The organism is Mycetohabitans rhizoxinica HKI 454, assembly GCF_000198775.1.
Classification (GTDB): Bacteria; Pseudomonadota; Gammaproteobacteria; order Burkholderiales; family Burkholderiaceae; genus Mycetohabitans; species Mycetohabitans rhizoxinica.
Genome location: NC_014722.1, coordinates 1,482,749 through 1,498,910 on the forward strand (window position 1 = coordinate 1,482,749; position 16,162 = coordinate 1,498,910).

Below are 16,162 nucleotides of genomic sequence, written 5' to 3' on the forward strand. Positions count from 1 at the left end.
CATGGGTCGGCTGGATCAGCAAAACAAGCGGGTGTTCGGAAATTCACCCCCACACTTCGCTTTTAGGCATTCGATCATAAAGATCTTGCGTATTGTCAATGTCATACACGCCTGCTCTTGCGAGGGAAAATGCGTATCAATGACATGCTGAACTCGACGAGCTTCCCACCGCGCGCTCACGAGGAAAAACAGAAAGAAGCCAACGTGCAGCCTAGCAACATACAGCCCAATGCCCGGCTAGGTACGCTAGCAGATCAAGACGGCCGCGTTACCAAAAGAAAGAAAAGCGCTGACCCCACCCGATCCATTATTAAGCAGATGTCGGGTCAATTTGCGCTGAAATCGTCGAGCCCGGCCGGCGCGATGGCGTCCTCAAATAGAACCACCGAAAGCAGCACAAGTGGTATCGATGCGATGGCCCAGGAAACGCCTACTGACACGAGTGCAAGGAACGTGGGCGCCGACACGGGTACAAGAACCGCGACTACCGGCTCGGCCGAACAAACGACTAAGCGTGCGACCGATAGCCGCAACGAGAGTACGACCGCGTGGCTGGCCACTAAAGTTGCGGCTGGAAAAGCTGGCTCGAGTGACCCGGCTTTCTCGGTGCTAAACCTCAGGCCGAAGCAGCGTCTCACAAGATCTGAAGAATTAATTAATACATATCTTCAGCGCAGTTCCAACACCAAGTCAGCGAAGTATGTAACGCAGTTACGACATTTTAGCGCATGGGCTAAGAACGGCGATCCAAGTCGAGAACCGCTTGATGATGTATTAAACTTGGAATTGACGCCAAAGAACCAGCTGGTTATTAACGCTTGGCGCAACGCTAGACCCAATCCTTACGCTCGCGAAGGTTATGCCGCATTTAACGACTTCCGGGCAACGTACGGTAAAACGGTCGACCCACGCAAAGAGCCGCCACCACGCTATGATACGATGGTGAGCTTAGATGACGCTTAGAGGCCAGCCTCCCCGCCAAGATGGGTTGTTGGCCGTTAAGCCACTGTAGCCGCGCGCCGGTTCGCGCGGTGAAGCAGCCGGCCGACCCTAGACCCGCACCGCCGGCGCAACGTAAGGACATTCATAGCGTCGTCGCACAGCGCCGTTTTCATCGACGCTTTCCAAGTACACATTGAATTGCCACAACCGCGCCATGTGCTTGAGCACCTCTTCGGTGTCGCTGCCCAGATGCCGATTGTCGGTCATGAAGTGACGCAGCGTGAGGCTGCGGTCACCTCGTGTGTTCACGGACCATACTTGGATATTGGGCTCGCGGTGATGAATATCATATTGGCGCGACAGCGCCTGCCGGACGTATTGGTAGCCGCTTTCATCATGGATCGCGGAGATTTCCAAGGCTTCTTTCGAATCGTCGTCCAGGATCGAGAACAACCGCATGTCCCGAATTAATGACGGCGATAAATATTGGGCAACGAAGCTTTCATCCTTGAAGTTGCGCATCGCATAGTCGAGCGCTTCAAGCCACGGGCGGCCCGCCAATTCGGGAAACCAGCGCCGATCCTCGTCGGTCGGCTGCTCACAGATGCGACGAATGTCCGTCATCATCGAAAACCCAAGCGCATACGGATTGATCCCGCTGTAATACGGTTTGGTCACCGGTGGCTGATAGACGACATTGCTGTGCGAATGCAGGAACTCGAGCATGAAGCCGTCAGCTAGCTTGCCTTCGCTGTACAGCGTGTTGAGCAGTGTGTAGTGCCAGAAGCAGGCCCAGCCCTCATTCATCACCTGGGTTTGCCGCTGCGGATAGAAATACTGCCCGATCTTGCGCACGATTCGTATGACTTCGCGCTCCCACGGCTCCAATAGCGGCGCATTCTTTTCAGCAAAGTACAACAAGTTTTCCTGCGGCTCGGGCGGATAGCGGGCGTCATCCGCATCGTCCACGGTTTCGGGCTTTGAGCGCGCTGGCAGTGTGCGCCATAATTCGTTGACCTGCGTCTGCAAATACGCCTCGCGCTCGCGTTGCCGTTCCAGCTCCCGCTGTAGCGACAGCTTTTGGGGACGCTTATAGCGGTCCACGCCGTAGTGCATCAGCGCATGGCATGAATCGAGCAACTCCTCGACGCGGTCCAAGCCGTAGCGCTCCTCGCATTCGGCAATGTAGTGCTTAGCATAAACTAGGTAATCGATGATCGCGTGAGCATCGGTCCACAGCCGGAATAGATAATTGCCTTTAAAGAACGAATTGTGGCCGTAGGCGGCATGCGCGATCACAAGTGCCTGCATCGTCATCGTGTTTTCTTCCATCAGATAGGCGATGCAGGGATTCGAATTGATGACGATTTCGTATGCCAGCCCCATCTGGCCGCGCCGATAACTTTTCTCGGTCGCAAGAAAGTGCTTGCCGAAAGACCAGTGCCGGTAATTAACCGGCATGCCGACCGACGCATATGCGTCCATCATCTGCTCGGCGCTGATCAATTCTAGCTGAATCGGATAGGTGTCGAGTTGATAGTGCTCTGCCACGCGCGCAATTTCAGCGTCATAGCGCTCGATTAACTCGAAGGTCCAGTCCGACGGATTCGGCAATGGCTGGCGACCATTGCCATGGTCGCTCGGTCGCATGCGAGCATCCCCGTTAGCATCGTCACCGAGCATCGCGACAGGTTCCTTGCCCGACTTGCGAGATTTCGGGTTGGAGTTCATACGTCCACCTGTTTTTCGAACAATTCACGAAACACCGGATAGATATCTGCCGCATCATCGACCTTTTTCATCATGAAATGAGGTACTACGTCAGCCAGCTTACTGTATTCGAACCAAAGGTTCTGCACTTCCGGGGCCACCTGGATATACGCAAAATACCGCGTTTTCGGCAGGATGTCGTTTTCTAGCAGTTTGTGGCATTTTGGCGAATCATCCGTCCAATTGTCACCATCGGATGCCTGTGCGCCATAAATATTCCATTCCGTCGGCGAGTAGCGCTCGTCGATGATCTTCTTCATCAACTCCAACGCGCTAGAGACCACGGTGCCACCACTCTCGGTCGCATGAAAAAACGTGTCCTCGTCGACCTCTTCCGCACGCGTGTGGTGCCGGATAAACACCACCTCGATCTTTTCATAGCTACGCGTCAGGAACAGGTATAGTAGGATGAAAAAGCGTTTGGCCAAGTCCTTGCGCTGCTCGTCCATCGAACCGGAAACGTCCATCAAGCAAAACATGACCGCCTGGCTGGACGGAGTGGGATGCTTGACACGATTCACGTAGCGCAGATCGAATGGGTCAATGAACGGGATCCGCCAGATGCGCCCCTTCAGGTGATGAATTTCGTCCTCAAGCCGTTTGATCTCGGCCCGGTGATCACCCGGATCATCCTTCAACTCGTCCAGCTGTGCCTCGAGTTCGCGCAATTGGTTGACCAAAGGCGCACCGAGCGCGATGCGCCGACTCAGTGCACTGCGCAATGAGCGCACGACGTCGATGTTGTTCGGCGTGCCTTCAGTAGCCCAACCGGCACGCTGGTTCTTCCAACTTGGCACTGCCATCAGGTGCGTCTTAACCAACCGCGGCAGTTCCAAGTCGTCGAAGAAATACTGCATGAATTCCTCGCGGGACAACTCAAACACGAAGTCGTCCTGCCCCTCGCCTTCGTTGCTCGCCTGCCCCCCGCCCCCACTGCCCTCACCGCCGCTGGGCGGGCGCGGAATCTTGTCGCCTTTCACGTAGTCCGTGTTGCCCGGATGGACGATTTCGCGCCGCCCGCCCGGTGCGTGGCGGAACATCGGCTCGCCGATATCCTTCTTCGGAATCGTGATGCGCTTCGTACTCTGGATGTCCTTGATACTGCGGTCGCGCACGGCCTCGGACACCGCTTCGCGGATATAGTGCTTGACCCGCCGCAAGAAGCGTTCGCGATTCGCAATGCTCTTATTCTTGCCGGCGAGTCTGCGGTCGATGATCTGATGAAGCACGTTACCGTCCCCCGCTCTCGTGAAAGGCGCCGCCCGCGCGCGGCGCGGCAAAGCACGCGGTGATGTTCGCCGCCGCGCCGACACCGCCCGGTACGCAAGACGCCGCGTTGCTCATGGCGCCAATACGCTATGCACGCTTGCCGTCAGGAAGCCTTGCGCACGCGCAGATACCAGTCGCACAGCAGGCGGACCTGCTTGGGCGTGTAACCCTTAGCGACCATCCGGTTGACGAAGTCCTCATGCTTGCGCTGCTCCTCGGCGGAGCCCTTCGCGTTGAACGAGATAACCGGCAGAAGTTCCTCCGTGTTGGAAAACATCTTCTTCTCGATCACGACACGCAGCTTTTCGTAGCTGATCCATGCCGGATTCTTGCCACCATTGGCCGCGCGCGCGCGCAAGACGAAGTTGACAATCTCGTTGCGGAAATCCTTCGGATTGCTGATTCCCGCCGGCTTTTCGATTTTCTCCAATTCCGCGTTCAACGCCGCGCGATCGAAACTCTCGCCGGTGTCGTGATCCCGGAACTCCTGATCCTGGATCCAGAAGTCCGCATAAGTCACATAGCGATCGAAAATATTTTGGCCGTATTCGGAATACGATTCCAGGTAGGCAGTCTGGATCTCCTTGCCGATAAACTCCGCATAGCGCGATGCTAGCAGTTCCTTGACGAACGATAAGTACTTTTGTTCGACTTCCGGTGGGAATTGCTCACGTTCAATCTGCTGCTCGAGCACGTACATCAGGTGCACCGGGTTGGCGGCAACCTCGGCCGTGTCGAAATTGAACACCCGCGACAGGATCTTGAACGCGAAGCGCGTCGAGATGCCTGTCATGCCTTCGTCAACGCCAGCGTAGTCGCGATACTCTTGGTACGACTTCGCCTTCGGGTCGGTGTCCTTCAGGTTTTCGCCATCATAGACCAGCATTTTCGAAAACAGGCTCGAGTTTTCCGGCTCGTGCAAGCGCGTCAGCACGGCAAACTGCGCCATCATCTTCAGCGTGCCCGGTGCGCAAACGGCAGAACCGAGCGACGAGTTCCGGATCAGCTTGTCGTAAATCTTGATCTCTTCCGAGTAGCGTAGGCAGTATGGCACCTTGATCATGAAAATTCGGTCAAGCAGTGCCTCGTTATTCTTGTTATTCCGAAATGCTTTCCATTCCGATTCGTTCGAGTGCGCAAGAATAATACCGTCAAACGGAATCGCGCCGAAGCCCTCCGTACCCTTGAAGTTACCTTCCTGCGTAGCAGTCAGCAACGGATGCAGCACCTTAATCGGCGCCTTGAACATTTCGACGAACTCGAGCAGGCCCTGGTTTGCCAGACACAGTCCTCCCGAGTAGCTGTACGCGTCGGCGTCGTCCTGCGCATACTGCTCCAGCTTGCGGATGTCAACTTTGCCAACCAGCGACGAGATATCCTGGTTGTTCTCGTCACCCGGCTCGGTTTTGGCAATGCCAATCTGACGCAGCACCGATGGGTAGCGCTTGACCACGCGGAACCGACGGATGTCACCATTGTACTCGTGCAGGCGCTTGACAGCCCATGGGGACAGGATGCTCTTCAGGTAGCGGCGAGGTATTCCATACTGCTCTTCGAGGATCGGGCCATCCTCGTCGTAGTCGAACAAGCCGAGCGGTGATTCGTTGACCGGCGAGCCTTTGATCGCGTAGAACGGCACCCGCTCCATCAACTGCTTCAGACGCTCCGCGATCGACGATTTGCCACCGCCGACCGGCCCGAGCAGGTACAAGATTTGTTTCTTTTCCTCGAGCCCCTGTGCAGAATGGCGGAAATAGGCGACGACCTGCTCGATGACCTCTTCCATGCCATAGAACTCGCGGAATGCCGGATAGATCTTGATGACCTTGTTGGCAAAAATACGCGACAGCCTCGGATCATTGCGGGTGTCCACGTGCTCCGGCTCCCCGATCGCCATCAACATGCGTTCGCCAGCCGTGGCGTACGCGGCAGGATTGTTCTTGCACAGTTCGAGATACTCTTCCAACGAGAACTCTTCTTCTCTCGTCTTTTCGAAGCGGGTCGCGAAACTGTTGTAAATATCCATACCACCTCCTCGCCGATATTCAACGAGGGCTGCCGGTCAACCACCGCGGTGCACACGCCGTGGCACGCGCTCGGGCGAGTCGATCGGCATGCCCTTAGACTCATGCTAATCCTATTTTGGGAGAATTTCACTAACCGCGCGTAGGTGCTTATTGAAACAATTTAACCGCTGGCGCGCCCTACATCGAAACCCTACAATATTGCTCCCGCACCATTCGCTGACCAACGTCGTCATGACATTGGTATCGGCCTGCTTTCAGCCCTGGCTTGCGCCTGTTTCCGGTGGCGCCGTGCGAGCGCCAACTCGCGCCGTGCATCGATGACGCCACGGCGCGACACTGCCTGCAGGTTGCCCAACGCCAGATTGGCCGAGACCGACTGCGTTAGCAGCAGCCCCTCTTCCTTGCGGTCTTCGGTAACCAGCGCGATGCCATGCTGCACCGCATCAAGCTAAGACGCAATCGACACAGCGCGCGGCGGCGTGCCCAGCGCGATCGTGCCGCGCTCGCGCGATCGACGCCGAAAACCAGGCGCAGCAGCACGGTACGGCCGGGCCCAATCAAGCCGCTGATGCCAAAGATCTCGCCTTCGCGCACGTCGAACGACACGTCGCGCACGGCGGTGCCACGCTTCAGGCCTGTCGCGGTTAGCCGGGGCGCACCGATGCGGCGCGGGCCCAAGTCGACCTCGCGCGAGGTTAGCATCGCAGTGGGCTCGTTTAGGATCAGCACACGGCAGTCGCCGATCAGATTGTGCGCGATCTCGATCATTTGCTGGCAGCTGATGCCCAGCGCACCGATCGGCGTATCCGGATCGATGGCATCGAGCCCCACATGCGTCATTGCGGCACGCGCCTGCTCGCGCAGCCGCCCTTTGGCAATCCATCCCACTGGGTTGCGCGGCAGCCGTTTCAGAAACAGGTTTTCGGCCACGCTCAAGCTTGGCAGCCAGGTTGAGTTCCTGCATCACCATGCGCATGCCCTAATCTCGGCGTCACTGCGACTGCTCGGGGCATACGGTCGTCCGAGCAGCCTCAGCGTGCCGGCGCACGGCATGATCAATCCGCCGATTCTCGACAGCTCGCCTTGCTTCTGGTGTCCGGCAAGCGCCTTGAGCGCGACATCGACGCCGAACAAGGATTCATCCCGTCCCCTTTTTACTTTTTGGCGTCAATTGCATCGAGCGGCACGGATCTGCCAGCGTCCAGCGTCGCGGTGAGCCGCATGGCGGGTGCATTGTCCGTGTGCAAGCCCTCGCCTAGTGTCGGAGCCGCGGGCCGATGTGTCAGCGCCGGCGTGTCATTGCCGCCGAAACGCTGTTACGCAATGCGACGTTACTTCGGGCAGTGATGGTATGGAAGGGAGCCGGCGCGTTGCTCGGGCATATTCCTCCTGGCTCGGCTCCGCCGCCGTTCATTGACAACCGGAGTGCTGTGGCGCGTGGGTGGTAAAGTGGCGATCGATCAGCGACAGCAGCGTATCAACGTCCACCGGCTTGACCTGATGGTGGTCAAAACCGGCAGCGCGGCTGCGGGCGATGTCGTCGAACTCGCTCAACCCCGTCAATGCGATGATCAGCGCGTCACGTGTGGACGGATGCCCGCGCAGACGGCGCGCGACGTCGTAGCCGCTCATGCGCGGCATCGCCAAGTCGAGCAGCACGATATGTGGGGCGAAATGCGTGGCGCATTCCACTGCGGTGGGACCATCGAGCGTTGCCTCGACCTGGAACCCCTCGATCTGTAGCAGCAATGCCAGCCCCTCGCAAGCGTCTTCAGCGTCGTCGACTACGAGCACGCGCAAACCACGTCGGGCAAGGGCCCCACCGGCCGCGGCCGTGGCGGATGACACGGAACTGGAGGGCTGGACAGGCTGCGATGCCATTGCGAAATCGGACGTTGGACAAGTGAACAGTAGGGAAGCTGCACCACAGAGTGCCGTGCAGCACGGCGGTCGTTAAGTAAGCAAACCCTGTTCCAACACGAAGGCAATCACCGCAATCTGTGCTGGGGCATACGCCTGCCATTGCGCCACCTGTGCCAACCACACCCTGCGCACCACGCCAGAATGCCGCCGTGGCCGTCGGCCGGGGCGCCCGATAGGACACCTTTACACCGGCTTTGCAGAACTTACCGGTCGGATTTTTGCAATATTGGCCGGCACACCCTGGTATGGACCGGCACACAACCGGTAGGTGCTTGACCGGCACAAACTGGTACGGCGCGTCATTGGCACGCATCAGCATGTCATGCACTGCCAACTCGCCATGCAAGGCCTTCATGAAAGGTTGCCTGAGCGCCAAGCCGGCAGGCTGACGCATGCCGCATCAGGCTCGCATCGCGGTCGATGCGGCCGCTCATGGTGCGGTGCACCGTGTGCAGCGCCGTCGAATTCTCTATGATCGGGATACGGTGGCCTATTCAAGCCGAATGGCCGGCTAATCGCTGTAGACCGCCGCCGTTGTTTCGTGACCGCGCACCCAATGCGCACGGAGGCGCGTGATGGCATGGAAACCGAACCGCTGGATCAGGCGCTGGCTGATCGCCACATTTGCATGGGCAGTGCCCGTCGCGCTGATCACGATTCACGAGATCCAGGTCGAGATGGCCTATAACCGCACCGCTCTGCAACGCGCACTCGACGATTGGAAACTCAGCGCGCCCGAGCGTGCCGTGGACACAGCCGGCCGTTGTGCCGGGACCGCGGAGCAGGCCCGAGCAGCCGGATGCCCGGCCGCGATTGTATCGGCGCATGCACCGGCGTTGCAAGCAGCTCAGGATGAGTATGCGAGACGCCGGCGCACGCTGCTGTCGTACCTGAGCCAAGCCATTTTCGGCTACTGGGTCGTGCCTTCGTCGTTTATCTTCGCTGTCGGCCTGGTTGTCTTATTCGTGCGATTGGCATTGCGACGCCCGTCGCCCAAGCGGCCGACGCGCACAACGACTGCCTCGTCCGCGTCGTCTGGTCCATCGGCGCCCGCCCACCCTACCGTGTCAGAATCGGCCCCCATACCAGGCCCCGTGGAATCGACAGTTAAGGCGCAAGCCCGTTGAGGGTCCCGTATTGCGCTCCGGGTGGTTTTGGGGAACCATTACGCAGTTGGCCCGCTCCATGCTTCAATGTCATGGTAGTCCCCCGAAAGCAACCTAGGAGAATGAGATGGAAAGAAGAAAGTTCATAGTGACGACCTCCGCCCTGCTCGCATCAAGCGGCCTCGCGCTCACCGGTTGCACGACGACCACCCAGACTTCTGCGTCGACGGCAGCCGGCAACGCCAGCAAGCGCCAGAGCATCAATACTTCGGTCAATGAAACGTTGGCGCGCCTCTATACTACCGCCAACGGTTCGCGGGAGCTGGTCGCGAAGGCCCGTGGCGTGCTGGTGTTCCCGTCCGTCGTGTCCGCAGCCTTCATCGTCGGGGGACAGTATGGCGAAGGCGCGCTGCGTATCGGTAGCCAGACGGCTGGCTACTACAGTACCGCAACGGGCTCGTTCGGCTTGCAGGCTGGTGCCCAATCCAAGGCGCTGATTTTCCTGTTCATGACGCAGGACTCGCTGGACAAGTTCCGCAACAGCGAAGGCTGGGCTGTGGGCGCCGATGCAACCGTCGCGGTGCTAAAGGTCGGCGTGAACGGCAACATCGATACCACCACGGCCACCGCGCCGGTGCAGGCGTTCGTGCTGACGAACGCGGGCCTGATGGCTGGCGTATCGCTGGCAGGCACGAAGGTGACGAAACTGAAGCTTTGAGCCGCACGCGCTCATGAGCTTGACCGTGACAGCAGGCCCGGTAGCGGCGCTAAGCGCTGGCATCTTGATCCTGTTGATACCGCGACTGTTGAATATCATTGTCGCGTTGTATCTGATCATCATCGGCCTGCTTGGCTTGTTCGGCGACAAGCTGCATTGACGTGTGGTGGTTCAACGCACGGCCCGTGGCCCAGTCAGGCCGCCCGGCGGGTCGGCGACGGCGACACGTCTTGCTAGGCGGCGCCGCAGCGTTGTTAGCTTGCCGCGTCCGCCGCGTGGTGTTGTTTGGGCGGCGCCGCGCCGCTATCGATGACTTTGAAGCGCGCGCGCCGCTGCGCGCGCGCGACCGCATGGTAGGCTTCTACGTACTGCTGCGCCATGCGGCGCGACGTGAAGCGTCGCTCGAAGCACGCTCGCACGCGTTCACGCGACAACGTGCCAAGGCGGTTGACTGCCGCGACCGCACTGATTTCGTCTTCTACGATAAAGCCAGACTGCGCCTCATCGATCACCTCGGATACCGAACCGCGGTTGAACGCGATGACCGGCGTGCCGCAAGCCATCGCCTCGATCATCACCAGGCCGAACGGCTCGGGCCAGTCGATCGGAAACAGTAGCGCATGTGCACCGGACAGGAAGTGCGCTTTTTGCTCGTCAGCGATCTCGCCAATGAACTCGACGTGCGGCAGCGCCAGCAATGGCCGTATGTCGCGCTCGAAATACTGTTGGTCGGCCGCGTCGACTTTGGCGGCGATGCGAATCTTCATGCCGCAGAGCCCGGCGATCCGGATCGCGATATCAACACGTTTTTCCGGCGATATCCGGCCAAGGAACGCCAGGTACTGCGGTTGCACGGGCTGCGGCGTGTACAGCCTCTCGGGCAGACCATGGTAGACGGTCGTCAGCCACCTCGCCTGCGGCAGCGGCTCGCGCTGCGCGTCCGAAATCGAGACGACCGCCGCGCTCGAAAAGGTGTCAAAGATCGGCTGTTGCTCTGGCAGGTCCAGCCGCCCGTGCAGTGTAGTGATAAAGGGCGTGTCCTGGCGGCCGAACAGCGAGAACGAGTAGTAGTCCATGTGAAAATGCAGCACGTCGAATTCTCTCGCTTGCTGCCGCACCCGTTCCATCAACAGCATATGTGGAGCGATCCGGTCGCGAATGGCAGGATCGAGCCGCAGCGCCCGCGGCCAGACCGGTACGAGCTTGGCCCGGGTATTCGAGTCTGCGCTGGCGAACAGCGTCACATCGTGGCCGAGATCGACCAACGCTTCGGTGATATACGAAACGACACGCTCCGTGCCGCCATACAGCTTGGGCGGCACAGACTCGGTAAGTGGCGCGATCTGGGCAATCCTCATGCTTGTCTCCGATCTGAAAATCCCTGCGGTGATGCGGTTATTGGGCCTGCAACCGAGCGCGCCAGTATGACACACTGCAAGCCACACTTTTGACTGCACGCGCACTTTTGCGCGATGTTTCACCACGCAGCCACCGCAGTACAGGCGCCTGCCGTGCTCGGCCCGGTGTCGTTGACAATCGAGCGCGACGCCCGCCCACGCCGCCGGATATTGCAAATTTTAGCGTTGGATATTGAGACTTCAGATCGCCGTTACACTCGCGAAACATCCGCGCGGTGGCCGGTCAATGCTGCCCCGGCACCGCGCGTGCGTGTCCGCGCAAATCGGCGATGAAGGTGTCGCGCCAGACGCCCAGGTCATTATCGCGCAGGTTCTGCATGTTGGTCTGGTAGCGCTCCTGTCGCTCCACCAGTGGCATCGCCAACGCGTGCTCAAGGGCTTCGGACATGCCGACGATATCGTGCGGGTTGATGATCAGCGCGCCGGGCAACTCCAGCGCTGCGCCAGCAAAGCGCGACAGGACCAGCACGCCAGGATCGTCCGGATTTTGGGCGGCAACATACTCCTTGGCCACCAGATTCATTCCGTCACGCAGTGGCGTGACCAAGCCGATTTGTGACTCGCGAAATAGCGACATCAGCTTCCAACGGTCATAGCGCTGGTTCAAATATCGGATCGGCGTGTAGTCTAAGCCGGAAAACCGGCCGTTGATCCGGCCGGCCTCGTATTCGAGGTTCTGCCTAATTTCTTGATACGACTGGACGTCCGAGCGCGTGGGCGGCGCCACCTGAACGAGTGTAACGTTGCCGCGCCAGTGCGGCGCACGCTCCAGCAGTTGCTCAAATGCCCGGAAACGCTCGACGAGCCCCTTCGAGTAATCGAGCCGGTCCACGCTCATGATCAGCTTGCGCCCTTCCAAACTCTGCTTCAGTTCCAGCACGTGTTGCCGACTCTCGTGGCGACGCGCTTGCTCAGCGATGTCATCGGGGAAAACCCCAATTGGGTAGGCAGCGCCGTGCAATACGCGCCCGTATGCCTCGATTCGACCGTTGTCCCACACTTTGCCATGCGCGTGCCGCTCGACATAATCGGCGAAAGCACGCAGATCGACCGCGGTTTGGAAACCCACCACGTCATAGCTACACAATGCGCGCACCAGTTCGTCGTGCGGCGGGATGTTCAGCATAATCTGCGGCGATGGAAACGGGATATGCAGAAAAAAACCGATCCGGTTCTGCACACCCAGCTGGCGCAGCGCGTCGCCGAATGGGATCAAGTGATAATCGTGGACCCAGATCACATCGTCAGGCCGCAGCAGAGGCAGTAGCTTTTGCGCAAGCCACCGGTTCACGCGCAGGTATCCTGCATAGTCCGTGCGGTCGTAGACGGCCAGGTCATTGCGATAGTGGAAAACCGGCCACAGCGTCGCATTCGAGAAACCGCGATAATACTGGTCATAGTCCTTGCGCGTCAGCCCGACGGTCGCGAACGTGACCTTGCCATCCTCCACGAGCGTGGGCACGGCGTTTGCCCCCGTTTCGCCGACTATGTCGCCACTCCAACCGAACCAGACCCCTCCCGCATCCTTTAGCGCGCCGAACACGCCAACGGCGAGTCCACCAGCGGATCCCTTGCTCTCAGTGGGGGTTGCGACGCGGTTCGACACTACGACCAGCCGGCTCATTCGCTTGTTCTCCGTCAGGTTCTGAATGGGACATGTCGGTTATGACCAACGACGCGCCGCTGCGGTTCACTGAATGCGCGTCAACCGTCGCGACGCATCGCCACCGGGTCAGCCTCCGTATGGGCGACGGTCTTGGACGCCTCCGGTGGCGTGGCCTCGCGCATCGGCTGCGGCTCGGCCTGCAGTGCACGTTCACGCTCAGTGGACAGGTCCGCCCGCATCTTCGGCAGGCATTCCGGATAGTAGCGCTGGATAAACGCAATCAATCCTTCTCGCACGCGACAACGCAAATCCCAATTCAAGCCCGAATCACTCGAGCTGACCAGTACCCGCAATTGCATCGCGTGATCGGTTGCGTCGGTGACTTGCAATACTTGGACGCGCCCATCCCATTCCGGCGCATTGTTGACGATACGTGACAGTTCCTCGCGCAACGGCGGCAATGGCATCTTATAGTCGACAAACAAGAATACCGTGCCGATGATTTGCGAACTGTTGCGAGTCCAGTTTGTGAACGGATTTTCGATCAACCACTGCAGCGGCACGATCAGCCGCCGCTGATCCCAGATTCGAATGGCAACGTAGGTGCCGGTGATCTCCTCGATCCGCCCCCACTCGCCTTGGATCACCACTACGTCGTCGAGCCGAATCGGCTGGGACAGGGCAATCTGCAACCCAGCGATCATATTAGCCAGCACCGGGCGCGCCGCGATACCGGCAACCAGACCGGCGACGCCCGCCGACGCGAGCAGGCTCGTGCCGACCTGCCGGACATTGGGAAACATCATCAGCATCGACGCGATGCCGAGCATCACGATCAACGTCATCACTGACCGGGCGAGCACGCGCGTCTGCGTGTGGATGCGTCGCGCATGCAAGTTGTCGGCCGTGTCCAGCGGGTTCGCGGCGACGATTGCATCGCCCACGCCGGCAACCGAACGTACGGCCAACAGCGTCAGCATGCCGATCAACGTCAGGCCACCAACGTCGCGCGCAACGCGGATCAACGCCAACTCGTCCGGCGCCTCGTGCAGCACCAGTTCAATAGCCAGCATCGCCAGCGCGTAAAGCGATGGCCACTCGATCGCCCCTATCACGACAGCCAGGATCGGATACGGGCGCGTCACGCGGCGCATGATCCGGGCGCCGACCCAGTGCACCGCGCGCACGCACGCCACCGTGATTGCGGCAACGACGATCAGGCCGGTCCACGAATGCAGCGGCGCAGCAGCAATGTTGCTGATCAGTTCAATCCAGTTCACCAACGCTCCATCACTTGTCTGTCGAGCATGGATAGCTCTTGCCCAGCCCCAGTGCGACGACTGTACTGGCGTTGTAGTCCTTTGCGTTTGGCGTATTTGCCAAATACTTGCGTACCGCGTCGGTCAACTCCGCCGCTTTCACGTTGTCGGGTAAGCAAAAGTACTGCCCCACACGCGGCCCTGTCGTGCCGCCGATGGCTTCGATCGTGTTGAACACACCATCCGCCGCACCTTCGATGTAGGCTTCGCACGACACGCGCGATTTCACATCGGTGCGCTGGCACAGACGGTCCAGGTCCGCGCCGGTGAACGCGTAAGCACTCATCGGCACACTGATCGCCAACATTGCGATGGCGCGGAGCAATGTCCTTAGCATGGTGTTCCTTATGTTGTGGTCGACAAGATCCGGCCCGGCACACCGCCGTGCCGGGCCGGGTTATTTTGCACTGCCTGCGCTACCTGCATTGCTGCCGGCCGTGGCAGGCGGGCGTGAATCCTTTTGCCTTTGTTGCGCCTGTATCTTCTCCAGTCGCGCGGCCAGACCATCCGCGATGTCTTTCTGATTGTATTGTTTCGCGAAATCGATCGCGGTCAATCCCAACTGGTTCTTCAGTGTCAGGTCGGCGCCATCGTCGAGCAGCAGCTTCACGGTCGTGATATGGCCGCCGCGCGCGGCCATCATCAGCGGCGTGGTGCCATTCGGCGACGCGGCATCGATGTACGCAAAATGATCAATCAGCAGCTTGACGACCTCATCCTGGCCAGTCGTCGCCGCGTAATGCAGCGGTGTCCAGCCGGATTTGTTGACTTCGGCCCCCTTCTCGATCAGATGCTTGACCAGCCCGGTCTCGCCGTTGAGTGCGGCCAACATCATCGCGTTCTCACCGGCACGATCCAGTTTCTCCAGGTCGGTCTTCGGTTGGTCCGCCAACAGCGCGGCGACCTTTCCGGACTTTTCCCGCGCGGCGAGCACCAACATCGGCATGCCGCCGGCATCGACCAAGTTCGGATCGACTCCGGCGGCGAGCAGCTTGCGCACCGCCTCAACATCGTCGAACTTCACCGCCTTGATCATCGTATCGGCCGGGCCTGCTTGCGCCGTTGACGAGATCGTGGCCCCTATCACCATTGTCAACACGCACGCGAGCCATGCTCCGGCCAGCCGGCGCGATGAACGATAGCGCGATACCCGAGCGGCAGCAAACGACGAGCGAATAACATCGGAGAACCCAGCGAAATTATTCATACATGACACTAGTTTATTTGCTTAATCTGTTGATTATAAATAATTTATACCTCAAGATTCTGCGCCGCGAAACAGACGAAAGAAGTTGGTCGACGTCGCCGCACCAAGTTGCTCTGCGTCGATGCCGCGGAGCTGCGCGATGAAACGTCCGACATGGCTGACGTACGCAGGTTCATTTGGCTTGCCCCGGTACGGCACAGGCGCTAGGTAAGGTGAGTCTGTTTCGATCAGCAAGCGTTCGAGCGGCAGTTTGCGAGCAACTTCCTGGATTTGCGTTGCGTTCTTGAATGTCACAATGCCCGACAGCGAAATGAAAAAATTCTGCTCGAGCGCCGCCTGCGCAATATCCCACGTTTCGGTGAAGCAATGCATCACGCCGCCGACAGCAGCAGCGCCCTCTTCCTGCATGATCCGCAGCGTATCCTGTGCGGCGGCGCGCGTGTGGACGATCAATGGCTTACCGGCAGCGCGCGCGGCCTGGATGTGCGTGCGAAACCGTTGCCGCTGCCATGCCATGTCGTCCAGCGTGCGGCCTTCGAGCCGGTAGTAATCCAACCCGGTTTCGCCAATCGCGACAACCTTCGGATCCTGCGCGAGCGAGACTAATTCGGTAACGTCCGGCTCGCGCGCGTGCTCGTGATCCGGATGCACGCCCACTGACGCGAAGATATGCGGATGCGCATGGGCGATCGCCAGCACGGACGGAAACGTCTCGAGATCGACGCTGACACACAGTGCATGGGTCACCGCATTGACGCGCATCTTTTCAAGCACGTCCGGCAGGCGCTGGGCCATTTCGTCGAAGTTGATGTGGCAATGTGAATCGATAAACATCGGTACCCCGCGTCGCCGCCGCG

The 16,162-nt window shown here is 59.5% G+C and carries 13 protein-coding genes and 2 pseudogenes; 4 read left to right on the forward strand and 11 right to left on the reverse strand.

The window, feature by feature from the left end:
* Positions 1-129 precede the first annotated feature (129 nt).
* The gene (locus RBRH_RS06910; protein WP_041753548.1) at positions 130-963 is read left to right on the forward strand and encodes a hypothetical protein; all 834 of its coding nucleotides are present in this window, start codon (positions 130-132) and stop codon (positions 961-963) included.
* Positions 964-1,050: 87 nt separating this feature from the next.
* Here RBRH_RS06910 and RBRH_RS06915 read toward each other — a convergent pair.
* The 5 genes and pseudogenes from RBRH_RS06915 to RBRH_RS06935 all read right to left on the reverse strand — a co-directional run.
* Positions 1,051-2,565, reverse strand: a pseudogene (locus RBRH_RS06915) (SpoVR family protein); the annotation flags it as partial.
* Positions 2,566-2,669: 104 nt separating this feature from the next.
* Complete coding sequence (locus tag RBRH_RS06920) at positions 2,670-3,941, reverse strand: YeaH/YhbH family protein (RefSeq protein ID WP_013435370.1); 1,272 nt, start codon at positions 3,939-3,941, stop codon at positions 2,670-2,672.
* A gap of 143 nt (positions 3,942-4,084) precedes the next feature.
* Complete coding sequence (locus RBRH_RS06925; RefSeq protein WP_013435372.1) at positions 4,085-6,007, reverse strand: PrkA family serine protein kinase; 1,923 nt, start codon at positions 6,005-6,007, stop codon at positions 4,085-4,087.
* A 236-nt stretch (positions 6,008-6,243) separates the two neighbouring features.
* A pseudogene (locus RBRH_RS06930) lies at positions 6,244-7,142 on the reverse strand (ATP-binding cassette domain-containing protein); the annotation flags it as partial.
* Positions 7,143-7,418: 276 nt separating this feature from the next.
* A complete protein-coding gene (locus RBRH_RS06935) occupies positions 7,419-7,889 on the reverse strand; it encodes a response regulator (protein ID WP_013435377.1) in 471 nt (156 codons plus the stop codon).
* Positions 7,890-8,506: 617 nt separating this feature from the next.
* Here RBRH_RS06935 and RBRH_RS06940 point away from each other — a divergent pair.
* The 3 genes from RBRH_RS06940 (at position 8,507) to RBRH_RS17165 (ending at position 9,915) form a co-directional block, all read left to right on the forward strand.
* On the forward strand, positions 8,507-9,058 hold the full coding sequence (locus RBRH_RS06940) for a hypothetical protein (protein WP_041753550.1): 552 nt from the start codon (positions 8,507-8,509) through the stop codon (positions 9,056-9,058).
* Positions 9,059-9,164: 106 nt separating this feature from the next.
* Positions 9,165-9,755, forward strand: a complete 591-nt coding sequence (locus RBRH_RS06945) for a BPSL1445 family SYLF domain-containing lipoprotein (protein ID WP_013435383.1) — start codon at positions 9,165-9,167, stop codon at positions 9,753-9,755.
* Between the two features lie 13 nt (positions 9,756-9,768).
* Complete coding sequence (locus RBRH_RS17165) at positions 9,769-9,915, forward strand: DUF3096 domain-containing protein (protein ID WP_013435384.1); 147 nt, start codon at positions 9,769-9,771, stop codon at positions 9,913-9,915.
* 94 nt (positions 9,916-10,009) lie between these two features.
* Here RBRH_RS17165 and RBRH_RS06950 read toward each other — a convergent pair whose 3' ends face one another.
* The 6 genes from RBRH_RS06950 to RBRH_RS06975 all read right to left on the reverse strand — a co-directional run bounded on the left by RBRH_RS06950 (position 10,010) and on the right by RBRH_RS06975 (position 16,139).
* Positions 10,010-11,113, reverse strand: a complete 1,104-nt coding sequence (locus RBRH_RS06950; protein ID WP_049786459.1) for a glycosyltransferase family 4 protein — start codon at positions 11,111-11,113, stop codon at positions 10,010-10,012.
* A 283-nt stretch (positions 11,114-11,396) separates the two neighbouring features.
* On the reverse strand, positions 11,397-12,797 hold the full coding sequence (gene otsA / locus RBRH_RS06955) for an alpha,alpha-trehalose-phosphate synthase (UDP-forming) (RefSeq protein WP_013435386.1): 1,401 nt from the start codon (positions 12,795-12,797) through the stop codon (positions 11,397-11,399).
* An 80-nt stretch (positions 12,798-12,877) separates the two neighbouring features.
* The gene (locus RBRH_RS06960) at positions 12,878-14,059 is read right to left on the reverse strand and encodes a mechanosensitive ion channel family protein (protein WP_157864374.1); all 1,182 of its coding nucleotides are present in this window, start codon (positions 14,057-14,059) and stop codon (positions 12,878-12,880) included.
* Between the two features lie 10 nt (positions 14,060-14,069).
* Positions 14,070-14,423, reverse strand: a complete 354-nt coding sequence (locus RBRH_RS06965) for a Rap1a/Tai family immunity protein (RefSeq protein ID WP_041754284.1) — start codon at positions 14,421-14,423, stop codon at positions 14,070-14,072.
* A 72-nt stretch (positions 14,424-14,495) separates the two neighbouring features.
* On the reverse strand, positions 14,496-15,305 hold the full coding sequence (locus tag RBRH_RS06970; RefSeq protein WP_041753552.1) for an ankyrin repeat domain-containing protein: 810 nt from the start codon (positions 15,303-15,305) through the stop codon (positions 14,496-14,498).
* 51 nt (positions 15,306-15,356) lie between these two features.
* A complete protein-coding gene (locus RBRH_RS06975) occupies positions 15,357-16,139 on the reverse strand; it encodes a TatD family hydrolase (RefSeq protein WP_013435390.1) in 783 nt (260 codons plus the stop codon).
* Between the last annotated feature and the right edge of the window lie 23 nt (positions 16,140-16,162).